This window comes from Fibrobacter sp. HC4 (assembly GCF_023373925.1).
Taxonomy (GTDB): Bacteria; Fibrobacterota; Fibrobacteria; order Fibrobacterales; family Fibrobacteraceae; genus Fibrobacter.
Window position 1 is genome coordinate 1 of sequence record NZ_JALCZV010000020.1, and the last position, 20,285, is coordinate 20,285.

Below are 20,285 nucleotides of genomic sequence, written 5' to 3' on the forward strand. Positions count from 1 at the left end.
CGAACAACAAGATAAAGCTACTGATACGGACTGCCTATGGCTTCAGGAACATGAACAACATGCTGTCGCTGATAATGTTGAGCTGTTCCTATGTAGATGTAAAGATAGCCTACGAATGGGAATCGGAATCGAGAGAATCATCTAGCAAGGCTGCCTAAATGCTTCCACACATGTTGATGATGCCTCAATTATTTTTTTGCAGACGAATCATTTCTTGTTTCTTAAATTCATCCTCAATTTTTTAAGGACAAAGGAATGAGAATGAAGGCGCACTGTATACAGCTTGCATTTGTGGCCATAGTTTGTGCAAAAGCATTTGCAGTCAATTTCCCGTATTCAGAATGGAACTTGGCAAACTATGAAGGTGCGTATGCCACGTTTAGTGACGGACTTGTGTCTGTTGCGGATGGAGGTTCTGACTATTGGAATGTTCAATTGACTCGCAGGAATGTTGAACTTCAGGCAGGAAAAACCTATGAGCTGAAGTTCTTCTTGCAGGGCGTGGGAGCTCGTCGTTATACGGAGATCCGCATTGGCCGAGACGGCTTCCCTTATGATGCATTTGCTGATTTCGGTGAAGTTGTCGCTAGCGTGAATGGTCGTGAAATCACCAAGACCTTCAAAATGAATTCCGGCAATGTCAGCAACGCTCGCCTAGAATTCAATTTTGGCAAGAGTTCCGGGCTGGTTTATTTCTCGAACGTCAGCCTGAATTGCCTTGATTGTGGCGCCGTCCCCGTAGTCTCTGTTGATCCCAGTGGTAAATTTTCCTCTGCGACCGCCTTGAATTACGTTGTCGTTGCTGAAGAGGTTGATCTTCGAGACGCGTCCATGGCCTTGGGCAATATCTTTGGGACTAAACTTGAACTTGGCGTAGAATCGGTTGTTTACGGCGATGTTGATGCATCAAGAGAATGTTTCTTGCGCGACCGTTCCCGGGTTGATGGAAATTTGCGCTATGTGGTTCCGTGTACAGAACAGAAGAATGTCGTTGCAAAGAGCATGAGCTTGGCAAGGGTAGAGAAGCCTATTGTTGGCCTGCCTGAAGTTGGCTATGGTGTGGCTCCGGTATCCGTTGGTCTGGACGAAACAATATCACTCCCTCCAGGTAAATACGGGGTGTTTTACGCCAATGCCCGGGCAAAGGTGCGCCTTTCTTCAGGCGTTTATTCCTTCCAAAAGATTTTTATCGAGCCGGATGTCGAAATGAATTTTGATCTGAGCTCTGGACCGATTTCCATCTCCGTTGCTACGGATGTTCGTTTTGGTGACCGAAACCATCTTGACGTTTCTGGTGGCAATCCGAGCGAAATTTCTTGGAATATTGCTGGATCTACCGTTGATTTTGGTACTGATGGCAAGTATTTCGGAAAATTTATTGCTCCTGCTGCTTATGTGCGTATTCCGTCCAGATCTCACCTTGTTGGCGGCGTTTATGCTGCAAAGTTCCTGATGGAGCCGCAGTCTACGGTTTCTCAGGAACCGCGTGCAAATGAAATTTCCCATAGTGAAGAACACTTTGGTCCTTTCTTCAATCCGGGAATCTTCCGTTACAAATCAGTATTGCCGGTAACAGCATCTTCTGTCGAAATGTTTGTGTATGTTGAAAATGCTTCGTATAAGATTAATGGAGCAAAGAATACAATCGTAGCCCTTCCATCTTCAAACGGGACGGTGAAAATTTCTGTGGCAAGAGATTTGATTTCTGGATTCCCTGCGGAGGCTTTCAGAAGTAGTTACGTTTTTGACTTTTCGAAGAGTGCTAACTATAGGATTTTCTGGAATCCTCAAACTTCGTGTAAGCAAGGCTGCGATGGAGCAAGTCTTGCAACCGCAGTGGATGATTTTGAAAAAGCCGTGGCTATCGCTCAAGCTACCGGTCGAGAAATCAACTTGCCCAAGGGATTATGGGACGTATCCCAAAATTTCAGCGAAGGAGTTGTTCCCTGGAAGGTCGGATTTGAACTTGTAGGATACACCGAAAGTATCTGGAATCTTGGCTCAGCAAATAATTTGCCGATAATTTTCTTGGGAGAAAATACTCATATTCAGATTGAGGGTAAATCCCCGCGATCTTTCACCGGCTTTATGATCGGGAATGGCTCCAACGAAGAAAACGGCGGTGCTATAGCGTCCAATGCTCAAAGTTTGAAACTGAAGAATATTTTGTTCTCGGGCAGCAAATCAAATAAAAATGGAGGTGCAATTTACTCTTCCGGCGACGTCAATATTGAAAACATCCACATTAAGAATAATTATGCAAAGGAAAATGGTGGTGCGATTTATGTTGATGGAACTCTGAATGCAAAAAACGTGGTCATGAATAATAACTTTGTTGGAGGGAATGGAGGTGCAATTTACTCTTCCGGCGAGGCTAAGGCACAGAACGTTATATTGTGCCAGAACTTATCCGATAAGGATGGTGGTGCATGGTACGCTGCCGGAGGCTCCGTAAAAATGAGCAATGGAACTGTATTTGGGAATACAGGAAAACAGGGCCATGCAGCAATAGGCGGCAACGCTACTGGTGAAGTGTACAATTCGATTTTCTGGAAAAATATCGATGCAACTTGTTCCGTCGAAAAGTGCAAGAAGGAACTAAGCTCTTCGATTTCCGTTCATCACTCCATTACGGAGACCGTTTATAACGGCACAGGCAATATTGTAAAGGATCCTCTGTTCTTTAACGAAAGCACCCCTGCAGGGGACAAGGACTTTATGGATATGACTGCAGGATTGACTCTACAGGACGCTTCTCCCGCAATAGGGGCTGGCATCAAGGATGACTTTGTTTTGGATGCGGACATTCTGAATTTTGAAAGAGTAGAAAAAATTGATGTTGGCGCGTATATGTGGTATGATTTGAATTCGGATTATGTTTCGGGGCAATTCATAAGAGGCTATTTCAAACCAGCCTTTAAGCAATATCCGGTTTTTTCAAAATTAGGCGATAAGTACGATATTTTTGAAAAGGGTAACGGAAGATATGCAAGAGTTTTGAGAAAAAAAGTACCTGTTTCTCGAGTCAAGGACATTTCAAAATTGGTTATAGAATTTACGTTGATTGCTGCAGATGGTTCTCCATACAAAATTAATCCAATACGAATCCCTTTTTTCAAAAGCGATGAAAAAGATGGCTTCGCATACTTCCAGACAATCGTAAAAGACCCTGCAAGTCTTGGTTATTCACCAGAGAATCATGGAAGAATGTTGATTTATACGTCTGATTATGGTAAGGTGGGTGAATATGGGGACGTTCAGGTCGTTCCTCTGTTGAATCAAGGCGATATATTGAAAGGAAAGGTTGTAGAATGGTAGGAAAACTATTATTTTATTTTATTTTTGTTATTTTAATTTCTTGTTCTACAGGAACGGATACAGATGCAGGTCATGCTGATGTGGTTGTTCTTGAGATTGTATATGATGATTTGGACAATCCCTCATCATCGTCTGATAATGGCCCCAAAAGAAGACATTCTTATTCCGGATTCTACAAAACGAATAATTTTAAGTGGGGTGTTGAATTAGCGAGTCTGTCCGAAAAAAGAGTACTGACTCACGCGTCCTATACATCTAGTGAAGAAGCTTCAATGGAATGGTATGTCAGATGGAGTGTTCCTAGTATTTTGGAAGAATCAGAAAATTACAATGTTGTTCAAACATCGAATGAATATGAATATTTTCTATGCGATGCGTCTCAGGAAGATATTGATGCTTCAAATTCTAATTTAATTCCAATCACTGGTGATATTTGCCGTATTGAAGAAAATGAAATTGAGAATGGAGAGAAGACATGTGGTATAATTGATTTGCGTGATTTCAGCGCATACAAAAAAATAGGATTGTGCCAATCATATGAAGACGGCCCCACAGTTTTACTGGCTGCAATAGAACCGCACGTATACGAACAAAGAAATATTTCTGTTAAAAATATAAAATTTGGAAAAACATCTACAAGGCCGTCAGATTTTAATGAAAAAGCTGTTGACACGTTTAGGAGTGCTGTCGTGAACATTGAATTTGAAGACGTAGACTACGACATTTCAAAATTGAAAGAAATTGGCTTAGACAACGAAACTTATAGAAACGTAACAAACAGTTCTGGTGGATTTATATTCATTGCAGCCGGCGCGGAGAATAGTAGGTGTTATAAAAACATAAAAGATGATATTGAATATTTGAAAGAGTATACAAATAGGTATTTATTTCGCGACAATTCAATGGGAAATATGGCATCTGCGCTCGTATGGTCTGGAGCCCATCCAGTTCAGTATTGGACTTTTGAAAAAGATGGATCTATTTGTTATGAAGGTTTGTTAGATTATCCAAAAAGAACGGGACAAGAGTATTTCATAGGAACAATAAATTCAAGAAAAGGGCAAGAATGCGGTTTTTTACTAGGGGAAAATAGAAAGATTCGATTTAACACTTCTTCCGGCTCGTGGGAGATTTACGGAGCCTATGGTGAAGATAAATGGTCTGACGACTTTTCCGAGATTGACCACGAGTGTCACATTATGTATGATCCGACTTCTAAAGATTGCGTATTGGATAGACATATTCCTTCAACATCAGTAGCCCTTACAAGTAATTTAGGTAGCGGCTTTATAGCTATTTCGAAAGAAATGAAAAATAGCGTCATGTTGCACGAATTAGGACATACCCTAAAGCTGAGTGATACCGACCAAGACAATAATTTAATGTTCTATAAACAACAATCTACACTTACAGCCAATCTCAGATATACTAAGATTAATGTTCGTGAAAATGATGAATTCGATATTTTTAACATGGAAGAATCTCAATGGAATTGTTTACACAACGATGCCGACTGTGCAGCGCCGTATTAAGGAGCAGATAGAATATGAAATATGTTTTGATTATACTCTTGTCGTTAATTACGTCAAATTTATTTGCAGCCGAAAAATGCATTTTTGATGCATTGGGAAATTGTAAAAAAAATGAGCAACCCAACGAATCAGTAAAAAAAATAGTTCGCGAAAATGGAACAAAGAAGTATTACGTTTCTCCCTATACATATGCAGAAACAAACCAAAAGAAAGAATATCAAAAAATAGCACCTCGTAAGTCTGTAGGAAAAAAAAACTGGTATGAGGTTGACTGGAATCAGGGGGTAAAACTTTGCCCACAGAAAGATCAAAGGGGGCGTGTGAAAGACGGAATATGGAAAGTACGAGGTTCGTTCCATGTAGATTCCATGAATTGCGCTTTCATTGAAGGATCTCCTTACACCCGCAGCATCCTCGCCTTGTTCGCCCAGGACACAAATGACTTGGCCCAGGCTGATTCAAGTTGGATTTTGGTGAATCAAACTATAGTGGAATTGACAGGAAAAAATTACAAAGTTTGGAAAAGTGAAGTTTGGGATAGGCATCGCAGAAGTGCAAGTAAATTCATTGAGGTTTCGTTGAATCAAGATTTGATTGTCGATAAAACTGAACTTCGTGTAAAAGATGTCTTGTGGCTGAAGAATGGCCGATCCAGAATTCGGTTTAAAGCGACCAACATTTACTATCCTGATCAAGACCCACTTAACATACTGGATTATCCGGCTCCGTCTGATATGGATATGTTGGAATATTCCTATTGGCGGTCTCAGGAAGACGGACTGGTCGACGTTTATAATACGGTTCCTGTAGAATCCGTAGACACCTCGAAAATCCTTTACGCAAGGAGCCGTAGCGATTTCTTCGTTAAAGTTTTTGATTCTACTGCCAATGGATATAGACTTCCCTTTGAATACGAATGGAGTGTCTTGCAAAATGGCGGAAAATCTACTGTTTTCTTTTGGGGCGATGATGCTGACGAAAAAGAATTGTCAAAGTATATGGACATAAAGCGAGGCGTTGGTCAAGAATTATGGGGTGTTTATCCTGTAAAACAGTTTAAACCCAACCCCTTCGGCTTGTACGATGTCTACGGGAATGCTGAAGAAGTTTACATGTATGCTGGCTCTCATGGGATTGCGTGGGGATACACTTGCGAAGGCTACGATACCATGAACATGGATATCGGACCATCCTGTGATTTTATAAACAAGTACAGAAGTAGAGTTCGAGGAACCAAGGACACATGGGTGCCTGTCGGTCAAAGCGGCTATCGTCTGGTCCGTAAGCTAGAATAAAGACCTTGTTAAAGAAAATACTTCTCGTAAGTCTATTTTTCCTTGTAACCTTTTCTCATTGTGACGAAAGGTATAAGGACAGGCTTTTTGAGGTAAGCGTAACCAGGGATATCTTTTTTCAAACGATATCCCGTTCCTATGCAAAAGCATATGGTGTCCGCCTTGGAGTCGGGATCAGGTTTGTCAACTAATGTTACTCCAGTCCTGCATTTTTATCAAAACGCCTCCGATCTAAAAAAGCAAAACCTACATTTTTATTTATACAAACCTAAAACGACACGTCGTAGCAAACTGTTCGATATTGCGATTCATTAGCTGCACGAGGATTCTTGGTAGCCAGCATTGAATACCGGCAAGGTATCGTTCTTCAAACAAAAAAAATGTGTTACTTGTTGATAGTTCTAATTTTAAACGAGCTGTCTCATGGGGAGCCGTTCTTGATTTAAATATGGTCAATAGGAAAAAATTACCTATTTTGTTGGTTCATGGTTCAGACGACCCCGTGATTCCTTTTAAGCATGGCGCGACGATGAACATGGACTCGTTAAAAGAAGATGCCGTTTTCCCTGGTTACAGGAATATTCGGTCATTTTTTTCAGTTCGTTTGAAAGTCCTGTTTTTTATAGTGGCAGCAGCCTAGATTCCGTACTTGTGCAAAATAGTATTTCTCATAAAACATTGTTTCTTAAAGGGGGGGGGGCATGAATTGTATAACGAAAAGATTATCTAATTCTGATTCTTCCCTGGGATTTACGATATAGGTCAGGGATGGAATCCCCAAATTTCTTGACATAATCCGCAAGAACATCTGTATCAGTCGCGACATTGCCTATGAGAATCTTACTGGTCTTGAAGGCAGTAATCTCAGTCCCCTTCTTGGCTACATAAGAAGATGTTCCTACCGTATAGAGGCGTTCTAATTCTATGGGCGCAAAGTTGCCGGATTCATCTTCAATCTGAACATTCCCCACCTTCATTTTAGAAGAAGAATTTATTTCGTAACGAAGGCCTGACACCTGCAAAAATCCACCAAATTCTTCAGGATAATTTTTTGACCCCTGCTCCAGGGCCTCCACAATCTGACGTCCTGTAGCTTCAATCTTACAAATATCATTGAAAAAAGGAGACGCATCAAGAATGCTGTGGTAAGTAACCGCCCCCTGCGCAATCCCCCGGCGGATACCGCCTCCATTAGCAAGGCCAATCTGCGCACCAGTTGCAGTTCGGTAAGCATCGGCAACTAAATCTCCCAAATTGGTTTCGCCTTTCCGAACAAAACGTTCCCCACCCTTGTTGATGGTCAATTCAAATGGAGCCAGAGACAATTTTCTTTCAAATAGGTTTGCTTTCAATTGACTCAAACTATCTACAACAGCCTTCACTTTGCGGTTTTCTAAAACGGAACTATCTACAGAAATCAAGGTTGAATGAAAGCGACCATTACGACCTATGTCCAGTTTACCAATATGCGAAAATTGCGTTCCAGTCTGACTTAGCAATACGGAATCGCCCTTAGCGTTAACCACCCACATTTCTTCAACGACAGAATGCATGTGGCCATCCAACACGGCATCGATTCCGTCCGTATTTTCAATGAGGGATATAGAAGTTACCTTAGAATTTAGAGGGGGCAGCTCTCCTAAGTGAGAAAGAACAACAACATAGTCAGCGCCTTCCTTTCGAGCCTCATTCACAGCATTTTGAACAAGATTGTAGATTTCATTTTCATGAAAATGATAAAGAAGTTTTCCGTCATCATCATAAAACGCGTATGATTCCGAGACCAATGTTTCAGGGGTAAGCACCCCCACGAAAGCTATTTTCCTGGAACCAGCGTTCCTTATTACATAAGGTTTAAAAACAGGCGTAGTGGAACCGACTTTTGAAAAATTCACATTGACAATGTCCGCCTTCACATCTCTACTCAATTTCATCAAACGATCAACAGAAAAATCAAATTCATGATTGCCAAGAGTCACCACATCATAACCCACAGCGTTCATTAAATCTACGGAAAAGGTTCCCTTAGATATGGAACAAAAGGCTCCGCCCTGCAAAAAATCACCCGACGAAACCGTAAACACATAAGCCGTATCAGCAACAGCATCACGAATGCCAGACAATTTCACATAGCCATCTACAGCGCAGTGGACATCGTTATCGTAAATAATGACAATGTTTTTTTCGGGGGGCTGTGAAGTACAACCGAACAGTGCAAAAGAAATCACCCAAACCAGCAGCAACGTCATTTTTGAGATGGCTTTCATTTGCAGAAATATAACTAGATTTCGGGCATACCAGGAGAGCACATGTCAGAACAACAAGAAACTGTTCATATTCACATTAAGTCATTAGGACGAGCCGTGGAATTTCCGGTAAGAAGTTCCGAGACCTGCATGAAATGCAAGGGTACAGGCAAGAAAGACAAAAGGCCCTGCCCCTATTGCTGCGGCTCGGGACAGATCAAGATGCTGGATTGCATTCACTGTAGCGGAACAAAGGTCGCCACCAACGGAACAACCTGCAAGGGCTGCAAGGGAGAAGGCATTCTCTCCGAAGTCAATACTCGAGAATTTTTGGACGCCCGCCAGTTCTGTGAAAACTTCAAGAAAAATCCCGCACGCACCATTTTGATTTGCCTCGCCTGCCTGCTGGTCCTGGGCATCTGCGCGCACATCATTTCTGGCTACGCATTCGTTTACTTCATGTTCCTAAAAACCTGGCCCTGCTACATTTCTCTTTTGGTAGGCCTGGGCGCAGGTTTTTACGTTCTGGTTTGCCTCAATAAGATGAACAAGGGTTCCTATCTGACCGCAACAACAAAAGGCTTAATCAGCGCAGGTGTCATCGCCGTTTGGATTGCCGCCATCGCCATTCCCGGCCCCGTTACAGGGCGCTACTGGTGGATCGAAAAGGAAACCAAGAATACCATGAGCAGGGCACTCGCAGAGCAAGGCCTCGCCTGCCAAAGCGTAAAAGTTGACCACGCCAACGGCGATGATTACCATGCAATAGCAACGCTCTCTAACGGAAACGATATTAAAGTGATTACACATTTCAAGGAAGAACGCGGACACGGCAACAAAATTGCGTACTCAATTTACGTGGAACCTGTAAAGCAATAAGCTTAAAGCATAAAAATACCCCGGCACTTCACAAAAAGTGTCGGGGATTTTTCGTTAGGCGCTTCGGCTCCGCTCAGCGACCTTCATAGCCGATAAAGTTCATCTTAATAGATGAACATCATCTCACGATACTTAGGCAGGGGCCACATTTCGTCGGAGACGACCTTTTCGAGAGCATCTACAATCTTGCGGGTTTCTGCCATGGCAGCGAGAATATGTTCGTGTTCAGCTTCGAGAGCAGATTCAATCTTAGCGATAGCGGCGGCCAAATCGCGGTAGCCTTCGCCCAAAGACTTTGCGTAAACGTCCACACCGGGGAAACCCTGGTTGAGAGCCATTTCGTTGGTCTTGAGAGCGCAGGAGTATGCTTCCACCACTCTGGGCAAGATAATGTTCTTGGCCATGTCGCGGCAGATTTCACCTTCGATGCGAACGCGCTTGTGGTAATCTTCCACGTTCACTTCGTAGCGGGATTCCATTTCCACGCGGTTCATGACGCCATACTTTTCGAAGAGGGCAATGTTGGCTTCATTCTTCAGAGCCTTCAGCGCTTCCAGAGAAGTGCGGATGTTAGGCAGTCCGCGGCGTTCTGCTTCGGCGATCCATTCGTCGGTATAGCCGTTACCGTTAAAGATAACACGCTTGTGATCCTTCACGATCTTCTGAAGAATCTTCTGGAGACCGGTGTGGAAATTCTTGTCATCCAGCTTTTCCAACTGTTCGGCAATCATGTCGAAGGCTTCTGCAACGATAGTGTTCAGAACCACGTTAGGTTCGGAGCAAGACTGGCTGGAACCCGGTGCGCGGAATTCGAACTTGTTGCCAGTGAAAGCAAAAGTACTGGTGCGGTTACGGTCCGTAGCGTCACGAGGCAGCGGCGGCAAACTATCGGAACCAAGCTTCATAGCGCCGGCCTGCTTACTGGACTTGGGTACGCCCTGTTCCAGTTGTTCAATAACATCCATGAGCTGGTCGCCCAAGTACATGGAGACAATGGCCGGAGGAGCTTCGTTAGCACCGAGGCGGTGATCATTACCAGCGCCTGCAGTAGTCATGCGGAGCAAGTCAGCGTGAGAATCCACTGCGTAGATCACTGCGCAAAGAGTGGTCAGGAACACTGCATTTTCGTGAGGATTGCTGCCTGGGTTCAGCAGGTTCGCAGCACCATAGGAAACGCTCCAGTTGTTATGCTTGCCGGAGCCGTTCACGCCAGCGAAAGGCTTTTCGTGAAGGAGGCAAACCAAGCCGTTCTTGTCAGCCACATTGCGGAGCACTTCCATAACCTGCATGTTATGGTCGCAAGCCAGGTTCACTTCTTCGAACATGGGAGCAAGTTCAAACTGTGCGGGAGCCACTTCGTTGTGGCGGGTCTTTGCGGGAATGCCTAGCTTCCACAATTCCATTTCAACTTCGTTCATGAAGTTTAGAATGCGGGCGGGAATCGAACCAAAGTAGTGGTCGTCCATCTGCTGATGCTTTGCAGGAACAGCACCGAACAGAGTGCGGCCAGCCTGATAAAGGTCCGGGCGCTGCAGGTAGAAACGCTTGTCGATGAGGAAGTATTCCTGTTCAGCACCGAGAGTAACAGTGGTCTTCTTCTTACCAGCCTTGAAGCAAGCCATCAAACGTTCAGTGGACTTGGAAAGAGCCTGCAGAGAGCGGAGCAGCGGAGTCTTCTTATCCAGAGCTTCGCCAGTGTAAGAGCAGAATGCTGTGGGAATGCAAAGAGTTGCACCATTGCCGTGGCGCTTGATGAAAGCGGGGCTAGTGGGGTCCCAAGCAGTATAACCGCGGGCTTCAAAAGTAGAACGGATACCGCCGCTGGGGAAAGAGGAAGCGTCCGGCTCGCCAACGATCAGGTTCTTGCCACTAAAGACCATGATAGCATCGCAGCCACCAAGACCATCCGGTTCCAGGAAGGAGTCATGCTTTTCGGCAGTGGAGCCAGTGAGAGGCTGGAACCAGTGAGTAAAATGAGTGGCACCGCGATCCATGGCCCACTTCTTCATGGCGTGAGCCACTTCGCCAGCAATGTTCGGATCCAGGGGAGCACCCTGTTCGATAGTGGCAAGAAGCTTCTTGCAAATATCCTTGGGCAGGTAAACCTTCATGGCGTTGGCGTTGAAAACGTCTTCACCGTAGTAATCCACATTGACGGTTTCGGCAGGCTTCACCGGAGCGGTCTTTGCCTTGGCGATTTCGTCGATGGTATTCTTTCTATAGGTGCTCATAATGTTTTTCCTTGTGTTCGGTTCCGCGTTGCGAAAACCGTTGTGAAGGCAAAATTAGGAACATCATAGACGCATTTCATCTGTTTTTTTTATAAAAAAGCCTTCTTTTCATTACATTTTTGTAAAAAAGGTTAGATTTTTTACGTTTTAGTAAAACATCAAACAAAAATTATGTATATTTACGGCGTCATTTGAGATTTTTTCTCTCCTAGAACATGCTGCACCGAGGGCAGAGTACTCCTAAAAAGTCCCTCGGTGCAGCAATTTTCATAACGGGCCACCCCGAACGGGACCGAAAAGCCAAAAGGACAGCGAGTGGATTTTAACGCGCTAAAGACATCAGCTTTTGTTGAAATAGCGGACGTTCTCAAGACCGTCCGTAAGCGCGATTTGCAACTTGCAGAAGTCCAAAACATCCTTCAAAAGAATTTTAGCGTCGCAGAAAACCTCCACAACGAGGAATGCAACAAGATCCGTGACGTCATAGAAGGTAGATCCGGTGAACTCATTGGAAACACCAGCGAAATGCGCGAAGTTTCCAAGCAGGTCAAGCAAATCGCCCCCACCATCGCCATCGTCCTCATCCGCGGAAACGCGGGCACCGGCAAGGAATACGTGGCGCGCGCCATCCATCAGACCTCCGACCGAAAGGACGGCCCCTTCGTCACCCTGAATTGCGATTCCCTGAACGATTCCATCGCCAACAACTTCGAAACGGAACTTTTCGGCTACGAACGAGGAGCCTTCACAGGCGCCACCAACCGTCATCTGGGAAAGGCAGAACTTGCCGCCCGCGGCACCCTATTCCTGGACGAAGTCGGCAACCTCTCCCCCACCGCCCAAAAGAAATTACTCCAGTTCATCCAAGGGCAAAGCTTCAGCCGCCTCGGCAGCAACATCGTCCAGCACACCGACGTCCGCATCATGGCCAGTACCGGGAAAAATTTGGAAGCCATGATGCAGCAAGGGCTGTTCCGGGAAGACCTCTATTACCGTTTAAACATCTTTCAGATTAACCTGCCCGACTTAACCCAAAGAAAAACGGACATTCTTCTTTTGGCGGACCATTTCATCGCCAAGATGAACTTGAAATACGGTAAGAAAATCCTTCGTCTGAGCTCCCCCGCCATCGACATGCTCCTGAGCTACCACTGGCCGGGCAACGTCCGCGAACTGGAAAACTGCATTGAACACGCCTGCCTCGTCACCACTGACGTGGCAATCAACGCCTACGACTTGCCACCAACACTACAAACAGACGTCACTAGCGGTTCAGCCCTTTTACCCGAAGGAACCGCCTCGCTAGAAACGCTTTTGGATTCCTACGAAAAAGAAATCATAACCGAGGCCCTCCGACGCAACAAGGGCAACATGAGCGCCGCCGGCAGAGATCTAGACATCAGCCCCCGCGTAATGCACTACAAGATAAACCGTCTTGGAATCGAAATAGACAAAGGCTAGACCTAGCGATAGAACGTTTTTATAACTTTACACTATTACATCAATTATCTAAATTAGCGGCGTAAACATAGTTTTTGTGCCCTGAAAAGCCTTAGAGAGAACTCCGGTGAAAATCCGGGACGGTCCCGCCGCTGTATGGGAGTACGAAACCGGCATAATTTCAAAACCAGTGGAAGGTAGCCAATCCCTCTGCGAAGGAGCCGGAAGTAGGACGATCCCCGAGTCAGAAGAACTGCAAAAACGGAAAACTTGTAGAGGATCGATGCGAGAGACATCCAACCCAACAACCGCAATAGATGCGGTTCGTTTTTGCGTTATGCAGAAAACACGCCAAACGCTTTTTGCGTTTACGTTTTTTGCGTTTGCCTTGGGTGTAATCACTAGCATCACAAACGCAGCCGAAATACAGTATTTAGGGGTCTCCGAAATTGTCGAACCTCCCCCAACACCCGCCGATGTAGCCCCCAGTTACGAAGAAATCAAGCCCGACTCCTGGGAAGGCCGCGGACTTTCCGCAGCGGAAGTCCTTTCTGCACTCCCCGGCATTCAAAGTTACAAGCAAGGCGGTATGGGCAGCTTCCAGACCGTAAGTATCCGTGGCGTGGCGGCAAGAAACGTCTTGATTTGCATTGATGGAGTTCCCGTCAACGACGCAGGTGGCGGAGCAGCCGATTTAGGCGTCATCGACTTAAACAACATCGAAAAAATCGAAGTCTACAAGGACCGCGTCCCCGCAAAGTTCGGCGGAGCAGGTCTCGGCGGAGCAATCAATTTCGTTACAAAATCAGCCATCCGCAAAAACGGAAGCAAAGGCACCACAGGGCGCATTCTCGCAACCATCGGTTCCCACAATTCTTTCGAAGGTTCTGCACAAGTTTCCGCAAGTCCCAAGGACAGCATTCAATTTTCCGCGACACTTTCCGCACGGCACAGCGACAACGATTACGAATTCCTGAATCGAAACGGAACCGCCTACAACACGGATGACGATTTTACCGACAAACGGGAGAACGCCGAGTTCACGGAATACTCCGGAAACCTGCAATACCGCATACTTCACAAGGGTGACTTCTTTTCTACGATTTCGGCCAGCGTCACCCATACCGAGTCAGGCAACCCGGGACACGAAAGTTCACAGACCAAGGTGGCCGAGTTCGTAGGCGACAACGCACAGGTTTCCTACCGTTTAGAGGCACCCATTTTGTGGCAGAGTCTCTTGCTAGAAGCTGGCGTTTCTGGGAAATTTGAAAAAAATGTTTCTGCATCCTATTACCCCCTGGATTACATCGGCTACAGTTACCCCGATTTTATCCACTACGGTTTAGCAGGATACCGACTGATTCCTGAACTCACCGGCACGCTGATTCTCGACCGTTTCGAGAGTTCCGTACGGCTCGGCGCTTCCGCTGAAAAATGGGAAGCTCGCGGAACTATCAAGGATTTTGGAATTGCACGTTATACAGGTTCCATCGCCGCCAACGGAGAATTCGCCCTTACGAAATGGCTAAGCCTCTTTGCAGAGGGAAACATTCTCAAGACCAATGACGAAATTGATGGCGGAAAGTTCCTTATGCCTACAGGCACGGCAATTATCAGCGATGCGGAAGATCGAGACCTTTGTTTCGCAGGAATGGTCCAGGCAAAATTCGGCAAGAAGGACGGTTGGTTTGGCGGAAACATCAGCATCGGTCGTTATTATAGACAACCTCAACTGATGGAACTTTACGGTGTGTACCAGGGAGTGCTTTCCAATCCCAAGTTGAAAGACGAAACCGCTGTTCGTTTTGAAGTTGGCGGATTTGTACAAAGTCCTTCCAAAAAAAGCACCCTACGCGCCACTTACTTTGACACTCAATTGGAAAATGGAATTTTCTGGACCGTCAGCACAAACACAATGAAGGCTTTCAATGTAGATGACGCCAGTATTCAAGGCATCGAGCTGGAATTAAACAGCAGGCCCGCCAACTTCTTCGAGACCACAATCCGCGGCACAATCCAGGATCCAAGGGACGAAAGCAAGGTAAGAATGTACAACAGCAAGATTTTGCCAAGCGAACCCGTACACAGCTACTATGTTGAAGGAAAGTTCTATTTGCCGCTGCACTTCGACTTGGCTCTTGACGTAAACTATAGAACTCGGATTTACACAGACAGGTTAAACAAAACAAGGCAGCCCCCTGTCGCCAGGTATAACGCAGCACTGGGCTTCGCCCCCTGGGAAACCACCCGTTTGATTTTAGGCATTACAAATATTTCAGACGAAACCTACACAAACATTTTTGCCCCGAACCCCACTCCGGGTAGGGAATGGCATTTCACTCTTTTACAAAAATTCTAACCTCCAAAACATTTCCCGTTCAAACCGGGAATGTCAACCCCCAAAAAAGGAAACGACATGAATCGCAAGATACTCACCCTCCTTACAGCAGCAAGCTTCGCCCTATTCTTCGGCGCCTGCGGCGACGACAACAGCGCATCCAGCAACGGTCCGGAAATTTCCTGCCTTGACAACGAGGACTGCCTAGACGAAGACCTTTCCAGTGCCGACGACGAGCCCACCTCTTCTAGCAGCAAGAAGGGCGACGCCAAGTCTTCCAGCAGCGTAAAGGATAGCAAGGACGAAAATAAGTCCAGTTCCTCCGTCAAGAAAGATAATGATGAAGGCAAGTCTAGTTCTTCTGAAACAAAGGACGACAAATCTTCCGATAGCAAGAGTGAATCCTCCAACAGCAAGGGCGATTCTTCTTCAAGCGAAACTCAGGAATCCAGTTCTTCCGAAGCTTCCGAATCTTCCTCCAGCGAAGAAGTAAAGCCTGTTGAATACGCAAACACCACCCCGAACCTGGCCGACCTTGAAGTTTCCGGCGACACTCTGTTCGCTGTGTTCCAGCGCCAGAACGCCGACTACAGCATTACTCACAATGGTCTGCTTGCCATGTATAAGTTGAGCGACGGCACCCTTTTGGACACCATCCAGCTTGCCACCAAAAATCCTTCCGCTGTGAAGGTTGCAGGTGGCAATGTCTATGTGGCAACCGCAGGTGCTTATGGTGCAGGCTACAGCCTCCCCGCCGACAACAACCGCGGCATCGAAAAGGTTGACCTTTCCAAGAAGACCTCCAGCCTCTTCATTGCAGGAACAAAGTTGGGCGGTGGCGTTCAAGATTTCGTTGTAGACAAGAAGAACAACATGGGCTACGCAACAGTCTATTACGGATACGGTTCCGTCGCTGTTGCTGAAATAAACCTGGCAACCGGTTCCGTCATGACGTTGCCCGATTTTGCAGATGCTTCCGGTTCTCTGGAATTTGATGAATCCACCAGCACTCTATATGTTGGCGACCGCTTCATGGACTGGAACACTGGCGACATGCATATCGGTGTATTCAAGTACATGGGCGGCCTTGTGGAAGCCGTTTCTGACGCAGAAGAAGGTCTTGAAGTTCGTCAACCCTACAGCATCAAGGCAATCAACAGTGTTCCCTACGTATTCGTTTCCGACTACCACACCGGAGCTCTTTATGTCGATTACGCTGACTCCGAATCCGACGGTACCGACTTCTTCCAGGATTCCAAGCTGGCTGCAGTAAACGGCGAGCTCTTCCTGATGGAACGTGGCGATGCAGCTACCATCGCAAAGATCAACACCGCAGACGGTTCCGCTACATGGCAGTCCATCGCCTCCGGCAAGAATCCCTACGACATGGTCGCCGCAAGTGCCTCCACCGCATGGGTCGCCTACTACGGCTCTCCCGTTTTGGAACTGATCAGCACCTCCAACGGTTCTTCCGTGAAGCTGATCGACACCAAGGAATTCTGCGCCGTCAAGGTTGCAGACTAATTGCATAGACCCAGGTAAAACTGGTTAGGAGACAAGGAGGCCCTTCGAAAAAATCGAAGGGTTTCTTTTTATTCAGAACGAACCGCCCTACATTATTCTCAAAAATATACTTTGTAAGTTAAATATCATCTTTTTGTAGCAAAAACAATGATGTCTGACCGATTTTTCGGATCCATTTAAGAATTTCGACTTTGACGATTTCCACCAAAAAGGTACATTTGGCCCAAATAACATTAAACTAACCACTTGGCGGTTTGAACCCGCTAAAGAAATATCATTATGAGTCTAAAAATCGTTGTACTTGCTAAGCAAGTTCCCGACACACGAAATGTTGGTCCTGACGCCATGACGGAACAGGGCACCATCAATCGTGCTGCCTTGCCTGCAGTCTTCAATCCTGAAGACCTGAATGCATTGGAACAGGCCCTCCGTCTGAAGGACCAGTTCGAAGGTTCCACCATTTCCGTTGTGACCATGGGTCTTCCCAAGTCTGCAGAAGTCGTTCGCGAATCTCTCTATCGCGGCGCTGACGAAGGCTTTGTCGTTACCGACCGTACCCTCGGCGGTGCAGACACCCTGGCTACCAGCTACACCCTGGCACAGGCCATCAAGAAGGTTGGCAACTACGACATTATCCTCTGCGGCCGTCAGGCTATCGATGGCGATACCGCACAGGTCGGTCCCCAGATCGCCCAGAAGCTGGGCCTCACCCAGGTGACCTACGCCGAAGAAATCCTTTCTCTCGACGAAAAGGCTCGCAAGGTCGTTATCCGCCGTCTTATCGACGGTGGTGTCGAAACCGTGGAAGCACCGCTCCCGCTGGTCGTGACCGTTAACGGTTCCGCAGCTCCTTGCCGCCCCCGCAACGCAAAGCGCGTCATGAAGTACAAGAACGCAACCGCAGTTGCCGAACGTGCTCCCGAAGCCGCAGAAAAGTATGCAGCCCTTATCGCAGAAAAGCCCTACCTGGACATCGCCCAGTGGGGTGCAGCCGACATCGAGGCAGATCCTGCCCAGATCGGTAAGGCCGGTTCTCCGACCAACGTGAAGGCTGTGAAGAACATTGTGTTCAAGGCCAAGGAAAGCCGCACCCTCACCGCTAGCGATGAAGATGTGGAAGGCCTGATCAAGGAACTCTTAGAAGGAAAGATTATCGGTTAACCTATGAATAACGTATTTGTATATTGCGAAATTGAAGGGACTACCGTTAAGGACGTTTCCCTCGAACTGCTCTCCAAGGGCCGTAAGCTGGCCGACACCCTTGGTGTCCAGCTGGAATGCATTTGCGCCGCCTCCGGTATCGACGGCATCGAAAAGCAGGTTTTCCCCTACGGTGTCGACAAGGTTCACGTCTTCGACGCTGAAGGCCTGTTCCCCTACACCACCAATCCCCATGCATCTCTCGTGATCAACCTGTTCAAGGAAGAACAGCCCCAGATCTGCCTCATGGGTGCAACCGTGATTGGTCGTGACCTTGGCCCCCGCATTTCTGCCGCCACCCACAGTGGTCTGACTGCAGACTGTACCGAACTCGAAATCGACAGCTTCGAAATGAGCATCGGCGGTGTCAAGAAGTTCTACGAAAATCAGCTTTGCCAGATTCGCCCGGCTTTCGGCGGTAACATCGTTGCTACCATCGTGAACCCGGAACACCGCCCGCAGATGGCTACCGTCCGCGAAGGCGTGATGAAGAAGGAAATCAAGGACGTAAACTACAAGGGCGAAGTCGTAAAGCACGACGTTGCCAAGTACGTTCCCGAAGCTGAATACGTGGTGAAGGTTCTGGAACGCCACGTTGAAGCCGCCAAGAACAACCTGAAGAGCGCACCCATCGTGGTCGCCGGTGGTTACGGCATGGGCTCCAAGGAAAACTTCGACATGCTGTTCGAACTGGCCAAGGAACTCCATGGTGAAGTTGGTGCAAGCCGCGCTGCTATCGACGCAGGCTTCGTTGCCGACCATGACCGTCAGATCGGTCAGACCGGTCTCACCGTTCGCCCCAAGGTTTACATTGCTTGCGGTATTTCCGGCCAGATCCAGCACATCGCTGGTATGCAGGATTCCGGCATTATCATTTCCGTGAACAATGACCCGGACGCTCCGATCAATGCAATTGCAGACTACGTCATCAACGGCAACGTTGAAGAAGTGGTTCCCAAGTTAATCAAGTACTACAAGGCAAACAACAAGTAAGCGCTATGGCAAATTTCTATACAGATCATCCAGAGATTAAGTTCAATCTCGAAAGCAGCCCCTTGATGAACCGCATTGTGGAACTCAGGGAAAATGGCTTTGCTAATGAAGAAAAGTCCGATTACGCTCCGGCCGACTACGCCGACGCAATCGACAACTACAACAAGGTTTGCGAACTGGCTGGCGACATCGTTTCCAACGTGATCGCACCCAACGCAGAAGCAGTTGATGCAGAAGGTCCTCATTGCGAAAACGGCCGCGTCCGCTACGCAAGCAAGACTTACGAAAACCTGGAAGCAACCGTGAAGGCAGGCCTTTGCGGCGTTACCATGCCCCGTCGTTTCGGTGGCCTGAACTTCCCCGTAACTGCTTACACCGCCATTAACGAAATGATCGCTGCCGGCGACGCAGGTTTCGAAAACATCTGGTCCCTTCAGGACTGTATCGAAACTTTGTACGAATTCGGCGACGAAGATCAGCGTTCCCGTTTCGTGCCCCGCATCTGCGCCGGCGAAACCATGTCCATGGACTTGACCGAACCCGATGCCGGTTCCGACCTGCAGCGCGTGATGCTGAAGGCAACCTACAGCGAAGCAGACAAGTGCTGGTACCTGAACGGCGTGAAGCGCTTCATCACCAACGGTGACTCCGACATTCACCTGGTTCTTGCCCGCTCTGAAGAAGGCACCAAGGATGGCCGCGGTCTTTCTATGTTCATCTACGACAAGCGCGACGGTGGCGTCGATGTTCGTCGTATTGAAAACAAGATGGGTATCCACGGTTCTCCGACCTGCGAACTGGTTTACAAGAACGCTAAGGCAGAACTCTGCGGCCGTCGCAAGTTCGGTCTCATCAAGTACGTGATGGCCCTCATGAACGGAGCCCGTCTCGGTATCGCTGCACAGGCAGTGGGTATCAGCCAGGCTTCCTACGACGAAGCTCTCGCCTACGCCAAGGACCGTAAGCAGTTCAACCAGGCTATCATCAACTTCCCCGGCGTCTACGAAATGCTTTCCAACATGAAGGCTCGCCTGGACGCTGGCCGCGCCCTCCTTTACCAGACAGCTCGCTATGTCGACATCTACAAGTCTCTTGAAGATATCGAACGCACCCGCAAGCTCACCGATGAAGAAAAGGCTGAACTGAAGCTGTACAACAAGTTGGCATCTGCCGGCACTCCGCTCACCAAGGGCATGAATGCCGAATACTCCAACATCAACAGCTACGACAGCATCCAGGTTCACGGCGGTTCCGGCTACATGCTGGAATACGCTTGCCAGCGCCTCTAC

12 protein-coding genes and 1 riboswitch are annotated in these 20,285 nt (G+C 47.2%); of the genes, 10 read left to right on the forward strand and 2 right to left on the reverse strand.

Annotation, left to right across the window (positions count from 1 at the left end; genetic code table 11):
• Positions 1–348: 348 nt before the first annotated feature.
• The 3 genes from MMG03_RS12415 to MMG03_RS12425 are packed head-to-tail and all read left to right on the forward strand — an operon-like array spanning position 349 to position 6,145.
• Positions 349–3,318: a carbohydrate binding domain-containing protein gene (locus tag MMG03_RS12415; protein WP_158535452.1), complete on the forward strand. Its 2,970-nt coding sequence runs from the start codon at positions 349–351 to the stop codon at positions 3,316–3,318.
• On the forward strand, positions 3,312–4,850 hold the full coding sequence (locus MMG03_RS12420) for a hypothetical protein (protein WP_073283406.1): 1,539 nt from the start codon (positions 3,312–3,314) through the stop codon (positions 4,848–4,850). The genes MMG03_RS12415 and MMG03_RS12420 overlap by 7 nt, the downstream gene beginning before the upstream one ends.
• A 14-nt stretch (positions 4,851–4,864) precedes the next feature.
• Positions 4,865–6,145 (forward strand): SUMF1/EgtB/PvdO family nonheme iron enzyme, encoded by a 1,281-nt coding sequence (locus tag MMG03_RS12425; RefSeq protein ID WP_073283408.1) that lies wholly within the window; start codon positions 4,865–4,867, stop codon positions 6,143–6,145.
• A gap of 722 nt (positions 6,146–6,867) precedes the next feature.
• Here the strand turns inward: MMG03_RS12425 and MMG03_RS12430 are convergent.
• A complete protein-coding gene (locus tag MMG03_RS12430) occupies positions 6,868–8,412 on the reverse strand; it encodes a bifunctional UDP-sugar hydrolase/5'-nucleotidase (protein ID WP_249506411.1) in 1,545 nt (514 codons plus the stop codon).
• Positions 8,413–8,454: 42 nt separating this feature from the next.
• Between MMG03_RS12430 and MMG03_RS12435 the strand changes: the two genes are divergently transcribed.
• A complete protein-coding gene (locus MMG03_RS12435) occupies positions 8,455–9,270 on the forward strand; it encodes a hypothetical protein (protein ID WP_139259091.1) in 816 nt (271 codons plus the stop codon).
• Between the two features lie 104 nt (positions 9,271–9,374).
• On the opposite strand, the gene MMG03_RS12440 is transcribed toward MMG03_RS12435, so the two are convergent.
• Positions 9,375–11,501: a glutamine synthetase III gene (locus MMG03_RS12440; protein WP_249506412.1), complete on the reverse strand. Its 2,127-nt coding sequence runs from the start codon at positions 11,499–11,501 to the stop codon at positions 9,375–9,377.
• Positions 11,502–11,816: 315 nt separating this feature from the next.
• Between MMG03_RS12440 and MMG03_RS12445 the strand changes: the two genes are divergently transcribed.
• From MMG03_RS12445 to MMG03_RS12470, 6 genes are all read left to right on the forward strand, one after another.
• Positions 11,817–12,962, forward strand: a complete 1,146-nt coding sequence (locus MMG03_RS12445) for a sigma-54 dependent transcriptional regulator (protein WP_249506413.1) — start codon at positions 11,817–11,819, stop codon at positions 12,960–12,962.
• 57 nt (positions 12,963–13,019) lie between these two features.
• A riboswitch (cobalamin riboswitch) is annotated at positions 13,020–13,217 on the forward strand.
• A 112-nt stretch (positions 13,218–13,329) separates the two neighbouring features.
• Positions 13,330–15,300 carry a TonB-dependent receptor gene (locus tag MMG03_RS12450; protein ID WP_158535533.1) on the forward strand — a complete coding sequence of 657 codons (1,971 nt, stop codon included), beginning with the start codon at positions 13,330–13,332 and terminating at the stop codon, positions 15,298–15,300.
• Between the two features lie 57 nt (positions 15,301–15,357).
• Entirely contained in the window at positions 15,358–16,803 is a 1,446-nt protein-coding gene (locus MMG03_RS12455) for a hypothetical protein (RefSeq protein ID WP_249506414.1), read from the forward strand.
• Between the two features lie 279 nt (positions 16,804–17,082).
• Positions 17,083–17,964: an electron transfer flavoprotein subunit beta/FixA family protein gene (locus tag MMG03_RS12460; protein ID WP_109735136.1), complete on the forward strand. Its 882-nt coding sequence runs from the start codon at positions 17,083–17,085 to the stop codon at positions 17,962–17,964.
• Between the two features lie 3 nt (positions 17,965–17,967).
• Complete coding sequence (locus MMG03_RS12465; protein WP_249506415.1) at positions 17,968–18,996, forward strand: electron transfer flavoprotein subunit alpha/FixB family protein; 1,029 nt, start codon at positions 17,968–17,970, stop codon at positions 18,994–18,996.
• 5 nt (positions 18,997–19,001) lie between these two features.
• On the forward strand, positions 19,002–20,285 hold a 1,284-nt coding region (locus tag MMG03_RS12470; protein WP_249506416.1), incomplete at its 3' end, for an acyl-CoA dehydrogenase family protein.

Excerpts from the sequence above, each read along its gene's own strand:
- MMG03_RS12420 (WP_073283406.1), top strand. The coding sequence starts at position 3,312 with ATGGTAGGAAAACTATTATTTTATTTTATTTTTGTTATTTTAATTTCT.
- MMG03_RS12425 (WP_073283408.1), top strand. The coding sequence starts at position 4,865 with ATGAAATATGTTTTGATTATACTCTTGTCGTTAATTACGTCAAATTTA.
- MMG03_RS12430 (WP_249506411.1), bottom strand. The coding sequence starts at position 8,412 with ATGAAAGCCATCTCAAAAATGACGTTGCTGCTGGTTTGGGTGATTTCT.
- MMG03_RS12435 (WP_139259091.1), top strand. The coding sequence starts at position 8,455 with ATGTCAGAACAACAAGAAACTGTTCATATTCACATTAAGTCATTAGGA.
- MMG03_RS12440 (WP_249506412.1), bottom strand. The coding sequence starts at position 11,501 with ATGAGCACCTATAGAAAGAATACCATCGACGAAATCGCCAAGGCAAAG.
- MMG03_RS12455 (WP_249506414.1), top strand. The coding sequence starts at position 15,358 with ATGAATCGCAAGATACTCACCCTCCTTACAGCAGCAAGCTTCGCCCTA.
- MMG03_RS12460 (WP_109735136.1), top strand. The coding sequence starts at position 17,083 with ATGAGTCTAAAAATCGTTGTACTTGCTAAGCAAGTTCCCGACACACGA.
- MMG03_RS12465 (WP_249506415.1), top strand. The coding sequence starts at position 17,968 with ATGAATAACGTATTTGTATATTGCGAAATTGAAGGGACTACCGTTAAG.